An 18,084-nucleotide genomic window follows, 5' to 3' on the forward strand; every position below is an offset into this window, starting at 1 on the left:
CACCAAACCCTATCTGGAATGGGGTTTGTGTGGGAGCTGGCTTGCCTGCGATGGCGGTGGTGAATTCAACATCGCTATCGCAGGCAAGCCAGCTCCCACATTTTGATCCCATTTCAACCAAGGATCAGGTCAGACCTGCAGGTAATCCAGGATGCCTTCGGCGGCGTTGCGGCCTTCGAAGATCGCGGTCACTACCAGGTCAGAGCCGCGCACCATATCGCCACCGGCGAAGATTTTCGGGTTGCTGGTCTGGTGCTTGTACTGGCCTTGCTCCGGGGCTACCACGCGGCCCTGGCTGTCGGTCTGGATTTCGAACTGCTCGAACCACGGCGCCGGGCTTGGGCGGAAACCGAAGGCGATAACCACGGCGTCAGCCGGGATGATCTCTTCGGAACCCGGGATCGGCTCGGGGCTGCGACGGCCACGGGCGTCCGGCTCGCCAAGACGAGTCTCGACCACCTTCACGCCTTCGACACGGTCTTCACCGACGATGGCGATCGGCTGGCGGTTGTAGAGGAATTTCACGCCTTCTTCCTTGGCGTTCTTCACCTCTTTGCGCGAGCCGGGCATGTTGGCTTCGTCACGGCGATACGCACAGGTGACCGACTTGGCGCCCTGGCGGATCGAGGTGCGGTTGCAGTCCATCGCGGTGTCACCACCGCCCAGTACCACGACCTTCTTGCCTTTCATGTCGACGAAATCTTCCGGCGACTTTTCAAAGCCCAGGTTGCGGTTGACGTTGGCGATCAGGAAGTCGAGCGCGTCATACACGCCCGGCAGGTCCTCACCGGCAAAGCCGCCCTTCATGTAGGTGTAGGTGCCCATGCCCATGAACACGGCGTCGTATTCGGCGAGCAGTTGCTCCATGGTGATGTCTTTGCCAATTTCGGTATTGAGACGGAACTCGATACCCATGCCGGTGAAGACTTCACGACGGTGGCTCAGCACGGTTTTTTCCAGCTTGAACTCGGGGATGCCAAAGGTCAGCAGGCCGCCGATTTCCGGGTTCTTGTCGAACACCACCGGGGTCACGCCGCCACGCACCAGCACGTCGGCACAGCCAAGGCCTGCCGGGCCTGCGCCGATGATCGCAACGCGTTTGCCGGTCGGCTTGACCTTGGACATGTCCGGGCGCCAGCCCATGGCGAACGCGGTGTCGGTGATGTACTTCTCCACCGAACCGATAGTCACCGCGCCAAAACCATCGTTAAGGGTGCAGGCACCCTCGCACAGACGGTCTTGGGGACAAACCCTGCCGCAGACTTCCGGCAGGGTGTTGGTCTGGTGCGACAGTTCGGCGGCGGCGAGGATGTTGCCCTCGGCCACCAGCTTGAGCCAGTTGGGAATGAAGTTGTGCACCGGGCACTTCCATTCGCAATACGGGTTACCGCACCCCAGGCAGCGGTGGGCCTGGTCGGCCGAGTGCTGGGGTTTGAAGGGCTCGTAGATTTCCACGAACTCTTTCTTGCGTTGACGCAACAGTTTCTTCTTCGGATCTTTGCGCCCGACATCGATGAACTGGAAGTCGTTATTCAGACGTTCAGCCATGTTAAAACCTCATCAAACTCTTCAGGCGCATATCACTGCGGGTTGGCACGGATGCTGGAAAGCAACGATTTCAGGTTGGCAGCCTTGGGCTTGACCAGCCAGAAACGACGCAGGTAATCATCGAGGTTTTCGGCGAGGTTACGGCCCCATTCGCTGCCAGTCTCCTCGACGTACTCGTCCAGCACGTGCTGCAAGTGGTTCCGGTAGGATTCCATGGCTTCGCCGCTGATCCGCTGGATCTCGACCAACTCGTGGTTGACCTTGTCGACGAAGGTGTTGTCCTGGTCGAGCACGTAGGCGAAACCGCCGGTCATGCCCGAACCGAAGTTGTAACCGGTCTTGCCCAGTACCGCGACAAAGCCACCGGTCATGTACTCGCAGCAGTGATCGCCTGTGCCTTCCACCACGGTGTGGGCACCGGAGTTACGCACGGCGAAACGCTCACCGGCAGTACCGGCAGCGAACAGCTTGCCACCGGTGGCACCGTACAAGCAGGTGTTGCCGATGATGGCACTGTCCTGAGTCTTGTAGATGCTGCCTTTAGGCGGAACGATCACCAGCTTGCCGCCCGTCATGCCCTTGCCCACGTAGTCGTTGGCGTCGCCTTCGAGGTACATGTGCAGGCCGCCGGCGTTCCACACGCCAAAGCTCTGGCCGGCTGTGCCGTTGAAGCGGAAGGTGATCGGCGCTTTCGCCATGCCTTGGTTGCCGTGCTTGCGCGCGATTTCGCCGGAGATGCGTGCGCCGATCGAACGGTCGCAGTTGCAGATATCCAGGGCAAAGTCGCCACCGCTGGCGTCATTGATCGAGGAACTGGCCATTTCGACCATCTTCTCGGCCAACAGGCCTTTGTCGAACGGCGGGTTGCGGTCCACCTGGCAGAATTGGGGCTTGTCTGCCGGGATGTGATCGCTGCCCAACAGCGGCGTCAGGTCCAGGTGCTGTTGCTTGGCGGTCTGGCCTTCGAGGATGTCGAGCAAGTCGGTACGGCCGATCAGCTCTTCCAGCGAACGCACGCCCAGCTTGGCCAGCCACTCACGGGTCTCTTCGGCGACGTAGGTGAAGAAATTTACCACCATGTCGACGGTGCCAATGTAGTGATCCTTGCGCAGCTTCTCGTTCTGAGTGGCCACGCCGGTGGCGCAGTTGTTCAGGTGGCAGATGCGCAGGTATTTGCAGCCCAGGGCGATCATGGGCGCGGTGCCGAAGCCGAAGCTTTCGGCGCCGAGGATCGCCGCCTTGATCACGTCGAGGCCGGTTTTCAGGCCGCCGTCGGTCTGCACCCGTACCTTGCCGCGCAGGTCGTTGCCGCGCAGGGTCTGGTGGGTTTCGGCCAGGCCGAGTTCCCACGGCGCGCCGGCATACTTGATGGACGTCAGCGGCGAAGCGCCGGTGCCGCCGTCGTAGCCGGAGATGGTGATCAGGTCGGCATAGGCCTTGGCCACACCGGCGGCGATAGTGCCCACGCCAGCTTCTGCCACCAGTTTCACCGAAACCAGCGCCTGCGGGTTGACTTGTTTCAAGTCGAAAATCAGCTGCGACAAGTCTTCAATCGAATAGATGTCGTGGTGCGGCGGCGGCGAAATCAGGGTGACGCCCGGCACTGCGTAACGCAGCTTGGCAATCAGACCGTTGACCTTGCCGCCTGGCAGCTGGCCGCCTTCGCCGGGCTTGGCACCCTGGGCGACTTTGATCTGCAGCACTTCGGCGTTGACCAGGTATTCCGGGGTTACACCGAAACGACCAGTGGCAACTTGCTTGATTTTCGAGCTCTTGATGGTGCCGTAGCGCGCCGGGTCTTCGCCGCCTTCGCCGGAGTTGGAACGCGCACCCAGGCGGTTCATGGCTTCGGCCAGGGCTTCGTGAGCCTCGGGCGACAAGGCGCCCAAAGAGATACCGGCGGAGTCGAAGCGCTTGAGGATCGATTCCAGTGGCTCGATTTCGCTGATGGCCAGCGGCGTGTCCAGGGTTTTCACCTTGAACAAATCGCGAATCATCGACACCGGGCGGTTATCCACCAGCGCGGTGTATTCCTTGAACTTGGCGTAGTCGCCCTGCTGCACAGCGGCTTGCAGGGTGTTGACCACGTCCGGGTTGTACGCGTGGTATTCGCCACCGTGCACGAACTTGAGCAGGCCGCCTTGCTGGATCGGCTTGCGCGCACTCCAGGCTTCGGCTGCCAGGGCTTTCTGTTCGGCTTCGATATCGACGAAACGCGCGCCCTTGATACGGCTTGGCACACCACGGAAGCTCAGCTCGCAAACCTCTTCGGACAGGCCGATGGCTTCGAACAGCTGTGCGCCACGGTAAGACGTGACGGTGGAGATGCCCATCTTCGACAGGATCTTCAGCAAGCCCTTGGTGATGCCCTTACGGTAGTTCTTGAACACCTCATAGAGGTCGCCCAGCACTTCACCGGTACGAATCAAATCACCCAGCACTTCGTAGGCCAGGAACGGGTAAACCGCCGAGGCGCCGAAACCGATCAACACTGCGAAGTGATGCGGGTCGCGGGCAGTAGCCGTTTCCACGAGGATGTTGGAGTCGCAACGCAGGCCTTTTTCGGTCAGGCGGTGGTGTACCGCGCCAGTGGCCAGAGAAGCGTGGATCGGCAGCTTGCCCGGCGCGATATGGCGGTCGGTCAGCACGATCTGGGTACGACCGGCGCGCACAGCTTCTTCGGCCTGATCGGCGACGTTGCGCACAGCGGCTTCAAGGCCGAGGCTCTCGTCGTAGTTCAGGTCGATGATCTGGCGATCGAAGCCTGGGCGATCCAGGGTCATCAGCGAGCGCCACTTGGCCGGGGAAACGACCGGCGAGCTGAGGATCACACGGGAGGCGTGCTCAGGTGATTCCTGGAAGATGTTGCGCTCGGCACCGAGGCACACTTCCAACGACATCACGATGGCTTCGCGCAGCGGGTCGATCGGCGGGTTGGTGACCTGCGCGAACTGCTGACGGAAATAGTCGTAGGGCGTGCGCACGCGCTGGGACAGCACGGCCATTGGCGTGTCGTCGCCCATGGAGCCGACCGCCTCATAGCCTTGCTCGCCGAGCGGACGCAGCACTTGGTCGCGCTCTTCGAACGTGACCTGGTACATCTTCATGTACTGCTTGAGCTGGTCGACGTCGTAAAAAGCCGAACCGTGGTCGTTGTCTTCCATGGTCGCCTGGATGCGCAGGGCGTTCTTGCGCAGCCATTGCTTGTACGGGTGACGCGACTTCAAGCGGTTGTCGATGGCGTCGGTGTCGAGGATCTGCCCGGTTTCAGTGTCCACGGCCAGGATCTGGCCTGGGCCTACACGGCCTTTGGCGATCACGTCTTCAGGCTTGTAGTCCCACACGCCGATTTCCGACGCCAGGGTGATAAAACCGTTGCTGGTGGTGACCCAACGCGCCGGGCGCAGACCGTTACGGTCGAGCAGGCACACCGCGTAGCGGCCGTCGGTCATCACCACGCCAGCCGGGCCGTCCCACGGTTCCATGTGCATCGAGTTGTACTCGTAGAATGCACGCAGGTCCGGGTCCATGGTCTCGACGTTCTGCCACGCAGGCGGAATGATCATGCGCACGCCACGGAACAGGTCGATGCCGCCGGTGACCATCAGTTCGAGCATGTTGTCCATGCTGGAGGAGTCGGAGCCCACGCGGTTAACCAGCGGGCCCAGCTCTTCGAGGTCCATCAAATCGTTGGCGAACTTGGTGCGACGGGCCACGGCCCAGTTGCGGTTGCCGGTGATGGTGTTGATCTCGCCGTTGTGGGCGAGGAAGCGGAATGGCTGAGCCAGCGGCCATTTCGGCAGGGTGTTGGTGGAGAAGCGCTGGTGGAACACGCAGATTGCGGTTTGCAGGCGCTCGTCGCTCAGGTCCGGATAGAAGGCGGTCAGATCCGCCGGCATCATCAGGCCTTTATAAATGATGGTCTTGTGCGAAAAGCTGCAGATGTAGTGGTCGGTGTCGGCGGCGTTGGAGACCGACGAACGACGACGCGACGTGAACAACTTGATCGCCATGTCCTGATCGCTGAGGCCATCGCCTGCGATGAACACTTGTTCGATCTGCGGCAGGCGCTCCAGGGCCAGGCGCCCGAGCACACTGGTGTCGATCGGCACTTTGCGCCAGCCAACCAGTTGCAGGCCGGCGGCCAGGATCTCGCGGTTCATGTTCTCGCGAGCGGCTTCGGCTTTTACCGGGTCCTGGTTGAAAAACACCATGCCCACGGCGTACTGCTTGGGCAGGTCGACCGCAAATTGCTGTTTTGCGACAGCGCGCAGGAACTGGTCGGGCTTTTGAATCAGCAAGCCGCAACCGTCACCGGTCTTGCCGTCGGCGTTGATCCCACCGCGGTGGGTCATGCAGGTCAGGGCCTCGATGGCCGTTTGCAAAAGGGTATGACTGGGCTCGCCCTGCATGTGGGCTATCAGGCCGAAACCGCAGTTATCCTTGAATTCATCGGGTTGGTACAGACCTGCTTTCATAGACACTTTCTCACCAGGCTGCCTCTTATACCGAGGCAAATTTCTTTTCAATTCAACCGGTTACCTTCCACGCCGAACGTACGCCGGCTTAGCGGGGGCAAAAGGGAGGTCATTGTACACACCGACACGAACGCTCACAAATTTAGCGACGAAATGTCGCAAATCTATGTCGCATTTATGAAAGGTTTAAAGCGATATGCTGTGCTAGTCAAAACTTTTTTAATTCTGACTGCTACGACTCAAAAGCTACGTGACGCAGACACCACAAAGCGCGCGGCCTTCAGGGCTGCACGCTGTGTTGTTTTTTTGAGGTGCTGAGAGAGCGGCCTGGGTAAGGCCGCCGGGTCTTCAGCGAGCTGTTGCGAGTTCTTGTTGAACGCTGCCGACAGTGCGAGGCCAAGGTTTACCAGCCTGAACCTTCGCTGGCAAGGCTTTGATCGCAGAATCAGCTGCGGCACGGCTTGGGAAGCTGCCGTAGGTGATCACGTAGAGAGGCTTGCCGTTGAGCACTTTCTTGAAATAACGGTACTGGCCGCCCTGCTCTTTCACGAACGCCTGGGCGTTGGCTTCGGAGCTGGTGCCCAGGATCTGCACCACGAAATTACCCGTTGGCTGGCTGGTGTACCAGCTGCTGCCGGCGGCGGCAGGCGCAGCGGCCTTGGCAACAGTGGCAGGTTTTTCAGCAGGCTTGGCGGCCGGTGCCGGCTTGGTCACTGGCGCAGGCGCGACAGGCTTGGCAACCGGGGCTGGCTTGGCGCTAGCAACGGTCGGCGCCGGCGTCGGCGTCGGCTTGGCAACTGGAGCGGCTGCCGGGCCAGCCGGAACGCCGGCAGGCGGTGCGGTGGTGGTCACGGTGGGGGGCGTGGCGCTGGAGCCTTCGACCGGCACACCGTCGTCACCTTCCGAGATGCCACCGGCGGCTTCAGCCAGCGGGCCGCGCATGACCGGCTGGCCGACCATTGGCAGGTTGGTCGGTTGGCCGGAGTTGGCGAATTCGACATTTGGCGTGGGCTTGCCCAGTGGCAACTGCGCCTGTTCGGTTGGCGCGCCGGCGGTGGCGGGTGCCTTGCTGCGACCCGGGATCAACCAGGCAGCAGCGACAGCGACCACGACAACGGCGGAAATCGCCAATACGTGCTTCTTAGGCATAGTAAACCCCATCTTTGGACGCTTAACCGCAGAGCGGCTGGCAATCATGGCTTCGATCAAGGCATCGCGGGCAACCTGGTTGATGGTGCCAGGCCAGCCGCCTGCGCTTTCGTGAATATCAGAGATCTGATTTGCCGTGAAAAGTTCGATACCGGCACCGGCGCCTTCGAGGCGTTGAGCCAGGTATTCGCGGGTTTCTTCCTCTTCGTAGGGCTGCAGTTCGATGACGTGGAACAGCTCCTGCTCGCCACTGATCTGCTCCAGATCAGCGATCAGCGACGACTCGCCAAACAGGAACACATGCGGGCGACCTTCCGGCGTACCGGCAGCCAGCGCCAGCAGCGCTTCCAGGGCAGATTCGTCGAGCTGTTCGGCATCGTCCACCAGCAAGTAGACTTCCTGGCCGGTGAGACCCAACTGCACAACCTGCTTGAGGATCGCGTTTGGCTCGGCATTGGCAACGTTCAGCGCCTGGGCCACTTGGCGCAGTACGCCGGCCGCATCACCGGCACCACGGGCCGACACCACCACGCTCTGTACCGATTGCTTGTTGGTGCTGGCAACCAGCGCCTGGCGCAGCAGGGTCTTGCCGCTGCCCAACGGGCCGGTCACTACCAGCAACAGTTGGCTGTAGCGCGCCAGGTGGTGCAACTGACCGAGCACCGGCTTGCGCTGGGCAGGGAAGAATTTGAAGCCCGGCACCCGTGGAGCAAAAGGGTCGTGGCTTAACTGGTAGTGGCCGAGGAACGCCTCGTCGGCATGCAAACTAGTCATCGGGATCTTATTAACCTTTAAGCTGGGCCAGGGCGCGGTAATCCGCTCCCAGCGTGGCCTGTAAAATCTCTTTCGGATAATCGTCGGTCACTACCGCTTCGCCCATATGGCGCAGCAGCACCAGTCGCAGGCGACCGTCGATCACTTTCTTGTCGATTGCCATATGTTCGAGGAAATCCGCCTCGGTCATCTCTTGCGGCGGAATAACCGGCAAACCGGCGCGCTGAAACAGATGGATGCCACGATCTCGCTCCTGGGCGCTGATCCAGCCCAGGCGCTGCGACATCTCCAGTGCCATTACTGTGCCGGCCGCCACGGCTTCCCCGTGCAACCACACACCATAGCCCATGTGCGTTTCGATCGCATGGCCGAAGGTGTGGCCCAGGTTCAGGGTGGCGCGCACACCGGACTCCCGTTCGTCGGCATTCACCACCAGCGCCTTGGCGGCGCATGAACGGGAAATCGCTTCGGTCAGTGCCACCTGGTCCAGGGCACGCAGAGCGTCCATGTGTTCTTCGAGCCAGGTCAGGAACGGTTCGTCACAAATCAGCCCGTACTTGATGACCTCCGCCAGACCGGCCGACAGCTCGCGCGGCGGCAAAGTGTTAAGGGTCGCGGTGTCGATCAGTACGGCTTGTGGTTGGTAGAACGCACCCACCATGTTCTTGCCCAGCGGGTGGTTGATGCCGGTCTTGCCGCCCACCGACGAATCGACCTGGGACAACAACGTGGTCGGCACCTGGATAAAGTCCACGCCGCGCTGGTAGCACGCTGCGGCAAAGCCGGCCATGTCGCCGATCACGCCGCCGCCCAGGGCGACCACCGTGGTACGCCGGTCATGCCGTGCAGTCAGCAGGCCGTCAAAGATCAGTTGCAGGGTTTCCCAGTTCTTGTGGGCCTCACCGTCAGGCAGGATCACCGAAATCACCGAGTAGGCCGCAAGGCTGCGGCTCAGACGCTCAAGATACAGCGGCGCGACCGTTTCATTGGAGATGATCGCCACTTGCCGACCGGCAATATGCGGTGCGAGCAACTCGGGCAGGTCCAACAGACCTTCGCCAATATGGATTGGGTAGCTGCGCTCGCCTAGATCGACCTTAAGTGTCTGCATGTGTCCCCGCGTGAAGAAATATGTACGATCGGCAACGCTCGGAACTTCGTCGCCTGATGGCTCTGCGCCATACCCCGAAGGATGATGGCGCGCCGCCGAGAATAGCGCATTTCGGGCCAGGCTTTAACGGGGTGGCAACTGCTGCAAACGCTCAAGAATGTCGAGAACCACCATTCGAGGCGGCCGCTCATCGGTTTCGACCACCAGATCGGCGATTTCCCGATACAGCGGATCGCGCAGCGTGAGCAGGTCTCGCAAGGTTTTTGCCGGGTCCGCGGTGCGCAGCAATGGGCGATTGCGATCGCGGGCGGTACGCCCCACCTGTTGCTCGACCGATGCATGCAAATAAACCACGCGACCACCGGCATGCAGCGCCCGGCGGTTTTCATCGCGCATCACTGCACCGCCGCCGGTGGCCAATACCACGCCATCGCAGCCGCACAGCTCGGCAATCATCGCCTGCTCGCGGTCGCGAAAGCCCAGCTCGCCTTCCTTATCGAAGATCCATGGGATATTGGCACCCGTGCGCAATTCAATTTCCTTGTCGGAATCTTTGAACGGCAGGCGCAGCTCTTTGGCCAGCAAACGGCCGATGGTGCTTTTTCCAGCCCCCATCGGTCCTACAAGAATCAAATTTCGCACAGAATCAACGACTCACAGCAATCGCCTGGTTATTCATAATACGCGGAGTCAGGAATACCAGCAGCTCGGATTTTTTCTCCGCCAGCACATCGCGCCGGAAAAGGCGGCCAAGATACGGCACATCGCCCAAAAATGGCACTTTATCTACCACTTTGCTTTGGGTATTGGAGAAAACCCCGCCAATGACGATGGTCTCGCCATCCTTGACCCGCACCTTGGCGTTGACCTCGTTTTTCTTGATCGGCGGTACGTCGTTGAGCTTGTTCAGGTAGTCAGGCTCATCCTTGGTGACCTTGACCTCCATGATCACCCAGCCGTCCGGGGTGATTTGCGGGGTCACCTCCAGCGACAGCGAAGCCTCCTTGAACGACACCGAGGTGGCACCACGCGAGCTGGACTCCTGATAAGGAATCTCGGTGCCCTTGAGGATGCGCGCGGTTTCCTTGTCGGAAGTGACCACCTTGGGCTGTGAGACGATCTCGCCGTTGCCGGTTTTTTCCATGGCCGTCAGCTCCAGGTCCAGCAACAGGTTGTCGGTAATAAAAGCGATGCCCAGGCCAGCCGTACCGGTAAGCGAGCCCATATCGACAAACGGCGAACTGGGCGGATTCTCCGGTGGCTCCGCACCCTCGGCCAACGGTTTGCTGATACCGCCCGCGCCCCAGTTGCCGCGATTGAGCCGCCCGCCCCAGCGTACACCCAGGCTTTTGTCGTAATCGACATTGGCTTCGACAATCCGCGCCTCGATCATCACTTGGCGTACCGGCACATCCAGCTGCGCCACGATGCGCCGCAGCTCGTCAATTCGCTCGCGGGTCTGGTAGGCGATGATGTTGTTGGTGCGATCATCCACCGCCACCGAGCCGCGCTCATCGGTAAAACCGTCAACGCCTGTCACCGACTGAAACAGCTTGGCCAGGTCCGCTGCCTTGGCGTAATTGACCTGCAGCAACTCGCGCCGCAAGGGCGCCAGCTCTTCCATCTGCTTGCTCGACTCCAGCGCCAGCAGCTCGCGGGCCGCCAACTCTTCGGCGGGTGCCACCAGCAAAACGCCGGCCTTCACGCGCTTATCCAAGCCCTTGGTTTGCAGCACCAGATCCAGCGCCTGGTCCCAGGGCACATCCTTGAGCCGCAAAGTGATCGAGCCTTGCACTTCATCACTGGCCACCAGATTAAGCCCGGCCACATCCGCAATTTGCTGCAACACGGCGCGCAATTCGATGTTCTGGAAGTTGAGGGTCAGCGTGTCGCCGTTGTAGGTGCCACTGGGAACCACCCTGCCAGGAGACGGCAGCTGGATCAGATCGACGCGATTGGGCACAGCAAATGCCATCGGTGCCGTGAACGCTATCCATAGCGCCACACCGAAGGACGAGAAAGTCCTTTTCATTGTTTGATTCCGTTATGAGTTGACGTTTAACACCAGGGTTCGCGAACGCGCAAGCCATGCGCCCTGTTCGTCCGGGAACAGTTCGAGCAGTTCGATGTGGCCGGAATGAATCGCCGTGACCCGGCCATGGTTAGGCCCCAGGTAGTCGCCGACCGCCAGCCGGTGCACGCCAGAAGGTGTACGCAGCAGGGCGAAGGTCTGCAGGCCATGGGGCAGTGCTTCGACCGACACCGCATCGATTGAAAGCGTGCCGACCATTTCGAACTGGTCGACGGCCAGGCCTTCCAGCGTGCCGCGCTTGCGCGCCAGGTCCGGCGCAAGCGCGGGCTGGCCCGGCATGTGGTCGACCTGCGCCGCAGGCGGCTGGAACGGGTCACGCAGGGACGCAGCGTCGTAGACAAAGTGCGACCCCCGACTCGACAGCCGCCCCGGACGTGCCGCGCGCACCCATGCCACGATAAGTCTTGGCCAGCAAATCCAGGCGCAATAACCCCCCTTCAGACCGAAGCACCACATCATGCACAGTGACGATCCGCGGCAAACCACCCAAGGCACTCATGAAGCTCGCCAGGTCGTGGTAGGCGCCAAACACACCGACTTGTACCGGTTCCTCGATGTAGAACGGCTGCGCCTGTTCACCCAGCACCGTGACACCTTCGACCACCAAACCGTTGGCCGCCGCCAGCCGCGCCATATCTTCGAGCAAGCCCGGCATGTCCGATTCGCCGGGCAGCTGCCGTAACAGCTCGGCGACCTGCGCCTGCTCTCTCTGGGCCTGATGGGCACGCGCCTCAAGATCGGCGGCCAGGCCGGTCTTTTGCGTCAGTTGCTGTTGCAACGTCAGCGTCTGCGCTTGCAGCCCGTGCAACTGTTCACGTGCCGGGGCCAGCAGCCAACCTTCGCCCACCCCCCACACCAATCCCCCCAACGCGCAGCCGAGGAGAAGCTTGGCCGGTAGGGGCCATTTGGCAGCGTTGTGAGAAAGCGTGGAAAAGTCGAGCCTGGGCAGGCTCAAGGCTGGGCCTCGGTGGATTCCCCTTGGCGCACCATCAACTGGAATTCGTTGCCGCCACCTTGGCCCTGCGCACGCACATGCTGCAGCCGGGTTGCGTGGGCACCTTCAGAGGCTTCGAGGCGGCGCATCAGCTGAGCGATATCCTGGCTGGAATCGGCACTGCCACTGACACTCACCGTATTGCCCTTGGCAACCACCTCATGCAGGTGCACCCCATCGGGCACGGCACGGGCAAGTTGGTCCAATAGTTGGGCGCCGGCCGAGCGGGATTCCTGCAGGTCCTGTACGACCTTCATTCGGGCGGCCAATTGCTGGCTCTGCTCCTGCAAGTCATCGATGGTCTTGAGGCGCGAGTCCTGGATGGCGACGTTTTTGTTCAACTGGCTGTTGCGCGTCACTTGCCGGTCGATCGCCTGATCGATGACCTGGTCCGCCAGCCACACGGCCGCGAGTGCCACACCGGCGAACCCCAGCAGAAATATCAGGAAGTACTTACGCCGCCGTTCCGCCTGCGCCTGGCGCCAAGGCAAAAGATTGATTCGTGTCATCCAGCGAAACTCCTCAGGGCCAGCCCGCAAGCAATTCCCATCCCGTGGGCATCCACGGCCCATTGTGCGCCATCGACTCGATGGCCCGGCATGAAGCTGGCGAAATCCTGACGGCAAGCGCGCTCCAATGCAAACCCTTCGACGTCCACCACTCGCGCAACCAACCCGGCCAGGGCCAAAACCGCTGCGCGGGCCTCGACCTGCTCCTTCAGGCACGCAGCCAGCACCACCTCGACCCGCGCCGAGTCCTGGGGCGAAGGGCCGCGCACCTGAAAGTCGATGGCAACGTCGTCCAGGGGGTAAGGAATGTACTGGTCAGCTTCCATCTGGATCATCCAGGCCATCTCCTCGTCACTGAGCCCCGCCTCCATGTCGATCACCCGCGTGATGACCGACGGGCCCGATACCGCCACCGCCGCCTGCCGGGCAGACGTGTGCAACCGTGACATTGCCTGTTGCAGCGCCTGCGCCACCCCCTCAAGGTCCAACAGCGCGCCGTCGACAACCGCATTGGCGGGTAGCCCCTGCGTGACGTATGCCTTGACGCTGTAAGCGCCGGCGGTGTGGTCCAGTTCAATCAGCTTGATACCGGTGTCATTGATGTCGACGCCCAGCAGGGTGCCGGCTTTGCGCCTGAAAAATCCCTTTCGCATAAAACTCCCTAAAACTTTGCCTGTCATACCGCCTGATTGCCGCTGGGAATCGTGCATTCGGTCGACTTGTTTGGCCGCCACGAATGACGCCCCAGGCCGAAAATGCTTTAATGCCCAGCGTTTTTTCCCGCTTTTTCCTGCTGCTCGGGTCGATCCATCGTTTGCCATGCATGCCCCGACGCGTAACTCATTCTTTTCTCTGGAAATCCAAAAGCCTTGATTCGTCTGCTGAAGTTTTTCGGGTACTCCATTGTCGCGATCGTCTGCGGGCTGCTGCTCGTACTCAGCGGGGCCTACCTCTACCTTAGTCCGGGTTTGCCTTCCGTAGAGGCACTCAGAAGTATCCAGTTGCAGATTCCTTTGCGGGTCTACAGCAGCGATGAAAAACTGATCGCGGAGTTCGGCGAAATGCGCCGCACACCGATCCGTTTCGCCGACATTCCACCCAATTTCATCAACGCCCTGCTTTCGGCTGAAGACGATAATTTCGCCAACCACTACGGCGTCGACCCAAGCAGCCTGGTGCGCGCAGCCACCCAGTTGGTAAAAAGCGGACACATTCAATCCGGCGGCAGCACCATCACCATGCAGGTGGCGAAGAACTTTTTCCTCACCAGCGAGCGCAGTTTTTCGCGCAAGGCCACCGAAATTCTGTTGGCGCTGCAGATCGAACGTCAGCTGACCAAGGACGAAATCCTTGAGCTGTACGTCAACAAGATCTACCTGGGCAACCGCGCCTACGGGATCGAGGCGGCTTCGCAGGTGTACTACGGCAAGTCGATTCGTGACGCCAGCCTGGCGCAGATGGCAATGATCGCCGGCCTGCCCAAGGCGCCGTCGCGCTTCAACCCGCTGGCCAACCCGGCGCGCAGCAAGGAGCGTCGCGACTGGATCCTGGGGCGCATGTACAAGCTGGGCAAAATCGACCAGGCCGCCTACGAGAGCGCCGTGGCCGAGCCGCTGAACGCCAGCTACCACGTGCCGACACCGGAAGTGAATGCGCCGTATATCGCTGAAATGGCGCGAGCCGAAATGGTTGGCCGTTATGGCAGCGAGGCCTACACCGAAGGCTTCCGCGTGACCACGACTATTCCGAGCAACCTGCAGGAAATCGCCAACAATTCAGTACGCGACGGTTTGGTGACCTACGACCAGCGCCATGGCTACCGTGGCCCCGAATCGCGCCTGCCGGGCAAGACCCTGAGCGCCTGGACCACCGAACTGGGCAAACAACGCCCGATCAGCGGCCTGGAACCCGCCATCGTCACCCAGGTGAAGAAGGATGGCGTGCAAGTGCTCACCCGCAGCGGCGAAGGCCATGTGTCGTGGGACAGCATGAAGTGGGCACGCCCGTTCCTGAACACCAACAGCATGGGCCCGATGCCCAAGCAGCCGTCGGACGTGGCGCAGGTCGGTGACTTGATCCGCGTGCAACGCCAGAAAGACGACAGCCTTAAATTCAGCCAAGTGCCTGTGGCCCAGGGCGCACTGGTGTCCCTGGACCCGCAGAACGGTGCGATCCGTGCGCTGGTCGGCGGCTTTGCCTTCGAGCAGAGCAACTACAACCGCGCCACCCAGGCCAAGCGCCAGCCGGGCTCGAGCTTCAAGCCGTTCGTCTACAGCGCCGCGCTGGATAACGGCTACACCGCCGCCAGCCTGGTCAACGACGCACCGATCGTGTTTGTCGACGAGTACCTGGACAAGGTCTGGCGCCCGAAGAATGACACCAACACCTTCCTCGGCCCGATCCGTATTCGCGAGGCACTGTACAAGTCGCGCAACCTGGTATCGATCCGCCTGCTGCAGGCGATGGGCGTGGGCAAGACCATCGACTACATGACGCGCTTTGGCTTCGCCAAGTCGGACCTGCCACCGAACCTGTCCCTGGCGCTGGGCACCGCGACCCTCACGCCGATGGAAATCGCTACCGGCTGGAGCACCTTTGCCAACGGCGGCTACAAGATCACGCCGTACCTGATCGACAAGATCGAAAGCCGCAATGGCGACACCCTGTTCACCGCCAACCCGCCACGCGTGCCGGGCGACGTGGTCAACGGCGTGGCTGCACCCGATGGCATTGCAGCACCGAACAACGGCGGCATCACCATTGAGCCGACCCCAGGTGCAGCACCGGCCGCCAATGCCGCGGTGCCCACCGAACCACAGGCACCAGCAGTGGCCGAGCGTGTGGTGGATGGCCGTACCACCTACATCCTCAACAGCATCCTGGAAGACGTGATCAAGAAAGGCACCGGCCGCCGCGCCCTGGCCTTGGGCCGCGCAGATATCGCCGGCAAGACCGGTACCACCAACGAATCCAAGGACGCCTGGTTCTCCGGCTACAACGCCGATTACGTGACCACCGTGTGGACCGGTTACGACCAACCGGAAAGCCTGGGCCGCCGTGAGTTTGGTGGCACCGTCGCACTGCCGATCTGGATGAGCTACATGGGCGCGGCCTTGAAGGACAAGCCGCTGCATACCCAGGCCGAGCCGGAAGGCATCCTCAGCCTGCGGATCGACCCGGTCAGCGGCCGTGCGGCATCCCCTAGCACTCCGAATGCGTACTTCGAGCTGTTCAAGAGCGAAGACACGCCGCCGTCGGTCAACGAGCTGGGCAACGGCGTTGCACCGGGCAGCCCGCTGCCGGCGGATGAGGCGGCGCCGATCGATTTGTTCTGATGAGATCAATGGCCTGACCCAGCTCCACTGTGGGAGCTGGCTTGCCTGCGATGGCGGTGTATCAGCTACTGATTCACTCCCTGATACACCGCCATCGCGGGCAAGCCCGGCTCCCACAGGGTTTACCTGGCACCGGAAGACCGCGTCAGCCAGCCATAAAAAAAGCCCCGACTCGCAAGAGCCGGGGCTTTTTGTGGGTGCGCTACAACGGCTTAGCCGTTGAACACATCATCCACGCTTTGCAGCGGGTAGTGCTTTGGATACGGCAGGGTGGCCACACCGGTCTCGATCGCGGCCTTGGCCACGGCATCCGAGATCAGGGTGATCAGGCGCTTATCCATTGGTTTCGGAATGATGTACTCACGACCGAATGCCAGTGGGGCACCACCGTAGGCATCACACACGTCCTGAGGTACCGGCAGCTTGGCCAGCTCGCGCAGGGCGTTGGCGGCAGCCACTTTCATCTCTTCGTTGATGCGCTTGGCGCGAACGTCCAGGGCACCACGGAAGATGAACGGGAAGCCCAGCACGTTGTTGACCTGGTTCGGGTAGTCCGAACGGCCGGTGGCCATGATCACGTCGCTGCGAGTGGCGTGGGCCAGCTCAGGCGAGATCTCCGGGTCCGGGTTGGAGCAGGCGAACACGATCGGGTTGGCCGCCATGGACTTCAGGCCTTCGGCGCTCAGCAGGTTCGGGCCGGACAGGCCAACGAACACGTCGGCACCGTCGAGGGCGTCAGCCAGGGTGCGCTTGTCGGTAGCGTGGGCAAACATCGCCTTGTACTGGTTCAGATCGGTACGCTCGGACTGCACAACGCCCTTGCTGTCGACCATGAAGATGTTTTCAAGCCGGGCGCCCATGCTCACCAGCAACTTCATGCAGGAGATGGCGGCAGCACCAGCGCCCAGGCAGACGATCTGTGCATCAGCCAGGGTTTTGCCGGCGATTTCCAGGGCGTTGATCATGCCGGCCGCAGTAACGATTGCGGTGCCGTGCTGGTCATCGTGGAATACCGGGATGTCGCACTGTTCGATCAGGGCCTTTTCGATCTCGAAGCACTCAGGTGCCTTGATGTCTTCCAGGTTGATGCCACCGAAGGTGATGGAAATGCGCTTTACGGTGTCGATGAAAGCTTGTGGGCTTTCGGAGTCGACTTCGATGTCGAAAACGTCAATGCCGGCAAAGCGCTTGAACAGCACGCCTTTACCTTCCATGACTGGCTTGGACGCCAATGGGCCGAGGTTGCCCAGGCCGAGAATCGCGGTGCCATCGGAAATCACTGCAACCAGGTTGCCTTTGCCGGTGTACTTGTACGCCAGTTCAGGGTCGCGGGCGATTTCACGTACGGGCTCGGCAACGCCAGGGCTGTAGGCCAGCGACAAGTCGCGGGCAGTGGCAGTGGCTTTGGTGAGCTCTACACTCAGCTTTCCTGGACGAGGATGGGCGTGATATTCGAGAGCGGCAGTTTTCAAATCAGACATATCGGCATTCCGCTTTTACTGTTGGTCGACGGACCGCCGAGGATACGCGTGTGGGAAAGTCCCCACAAGACTGGTCAGTCACTGCCGTCAAGGGCCGCGCACTACGACTTTCGGCCAAGAGCCACGGGATACAAGGGCTTAACTGTTCACAATTGTGATTAAAAATGTCTACAATTATTTTATTAAAATCGCTTTGGGTGCAGCACGGTCAAATCGCAGGCACAAAAAAGGCGCCCACAAGGGGCGCCTTTTTCAACAGCTTGCAAAAACCCTGAGGGCTTTTGAGCCTTACTCTGCAGCAGCAGGCTTCTTGCCGAAAGCACCAAAGCGATCTGCGAAGCGCTGTACACGGCCGCCGGTGTCCAGAGTTTTCTGCTTACCGGTGTAGAACGGGTGGCACTCGTTGCATACGTCAGTACCCAGTGGCTTGCACAGGTTCGAACGTGTTTCGAACTTGTTGCCGCAGCTGCAGGTTACTTCGATAGTTTCGTACGCTGGATGGATATCGGCTTTCATGGTGACTTCCTCGGGCTAGCGTGCCGCCACTCGACACTATTGTCGAATACCGCACGTAATTAGGCCGCGGATTCTACCAGACCTTTTTAAACGCGCA

The 18,084-nt window shown here is 61.0% G+C and carries 13 protein-coding genes; 1 reads left to right on the forward strand and 12 read right to left on the reverse strand.

Annotated elements, in window-relative coordinates; translation table 11 throughout:
- Positions 1-129: 129 nt before the first annotated feature.
- From QF043_RS26625 to pilM, 10 genes are all read right to left on the reverse strand, one after another.
- A complete protein-coding gene (locus QF043_RS26625; RefSeq protein ID WP_003187920.1) occupies positions 130-1,548 on the reverse strand; it encodes an FAD-dependent oxidoreductase in 1,419 nt (472 codons plus the stop codon).
- Between the two features lie 32 nt (positions 1,549-1,580).
- Positions 1,581-6,026 carry a glutamate synthase large subunit gene (gltB, locus tag QF043_RS26630; RefSeq protein WP_307420784.1) on the reverse strand — a complete coding sequence of 1,482 codons (4,446 nt, stop codon included), beginning with the start codon at positions 6,024-6,026 and terminating at the stop codon, positions 1,581-1,583.
- Positions 6,027-6,374: 348 nt separating this feature from the next.
- Positions 6,375-7,949 (reverse strand): SPOR domain-containing protein, encoded by a 1,575-nt coding sequence (locus QF043_RS26635; RefSeq protein WP_307420785.1) that lies wholly within the window; start codon positions 7,947-7,949, stop codon positions 6,375-6,377.
- A gap of 10 nt (positions 7,950-7,959) precedes the next feature.
- A complete protein-coding gene (gene aroB / locus QF043_RS26640; protein ID WP_305457147.1) occupies positions 7,960-9,060 on the reverse strand; it encodes a 3-dehydroquinate synthase in 1,101 nt (366 codons plus the stop codon).
- A 123-nt stretch (positions 9,061-9,183) separates the two neighbouring features.
- Positions 9,184-9,702, reverse strand: coding sequence for a shikimate kinase AroK (gene aroK, locus QF043_RS26645; protein WP_017138567.1), 519 nt, complete (start codon positions 9,700-9,702; stop codon positions 9,184-9,186).
- 4 nt (positions 9,703-9,706) lie between these two features.
- Positions 9,707-11,035, reverse strand: a complete 1,329-nt coding sequence (locus QF043_RS26650; protein WP_307421524.1) for a type IV pilus secretin PilQ — start codon at positions 11,033-11,035, stop codon at positions 9,707-9,709.
- A gap of 69 nt (positions 11,036-11,104) precedes the next feature.
- Positions 11,105-11,548 (reverse strand): pilus assembly protein PilP, encoded by a 444-nt coding sequence (locus QF043_RS26655; protein WP_307420786.1) that lies wholly within the window; start codon positions 11,546-11,548, stop codon positions 11,105-11,107.
- Entirely contained in the window at positions 11,466-11,999 is a 534-nt protein-coding gene (locus QF043_RS26660; protein WP_307420787.1) for a type 4a pilus biogenesis protein PilO, read from the reverse strand. The genes QF043_RS26655 and QF043_RS26660 overlap by 83 nt, the downstream gene beginning before the upstream one ends.
- A 104-nt stretch (positions 12,000-12,103) precedes the next feature.
- Complete coding sequence (locus QF043_RS26665) at positions 12,104-12,655, reverse strand: PilN domain-containing protein (protein ID WP_307420788.1); 552 nt, start codon at positions 12,653-12,655, stop codon at positions 12,104-12,106.
- A complete protein-coding gene (gene pilM / locus QF043_RS26670) occupies positions 12,652-13,308 on the reverse strand; it encodes a type IV pilus biogenesis protein PilM (RefSeq protein ID WP_307420789.1) in 657 nt (218 codons plus the stop codon). The genes QF043_RS26665 and pilM overlap by 4 nt, the downstream gene beginning before the upstream one ends.
- Before the next feature lie 219 nt (positions 13,309-13,527).
- Between pilM and QF043_RS26675 the strand changes: the two genes are divergently transcribed.
- Positions 13,528-15,990, forward strand: a complete 2,463-nt coding sequence (locus QF043_RS26675) for a penicillin-binding protein 1A (protein WP_370694344.1) — start codon at positions 13,528-13,530, stop codon at positions 15,988-15,990.
- 212 nt (positions 15,991-16,202) lie between these two features.
- Here QF043_RS26675 and QF043_RS26680 read toward each other — a convergent pair whose 3' ends face one another.
- Entirely contained in the window at positions 16,203-17,471 is a 1,269-nt protein-coding gene (locus QF043_RS26680) for a malic enzyme-like NAD(P)-binding protein (protein WP_138817205.1), read from the reverse strand.
- Positions 17,472-17,759: 288 nt separating this feature from the next.
- Positions 17,760-17,987: a 50S ribosomal protein L31 gene (rpmE, locus tag QF043_RS26685; protein ID WP_017138574.1), complete on the reverse strand. Its 228-nt coding sequence runs from the start codon at positions 17,985-17,987 to the stop codon at positions 17,760-17,762.
- Positions 17,988-18,084 lie beyond the last annotated feature (97 nt).

Source organism: Pseudomonas sp. W3I7 (assembly GCF_030816095.1).
GTDB lineage: Bacteria > Pseudomonadota > Gammaproteobacteria > Pseudomonadales > Pseudomonadaceae > Aquipseudomonas > Aquipseudomonas salomonii.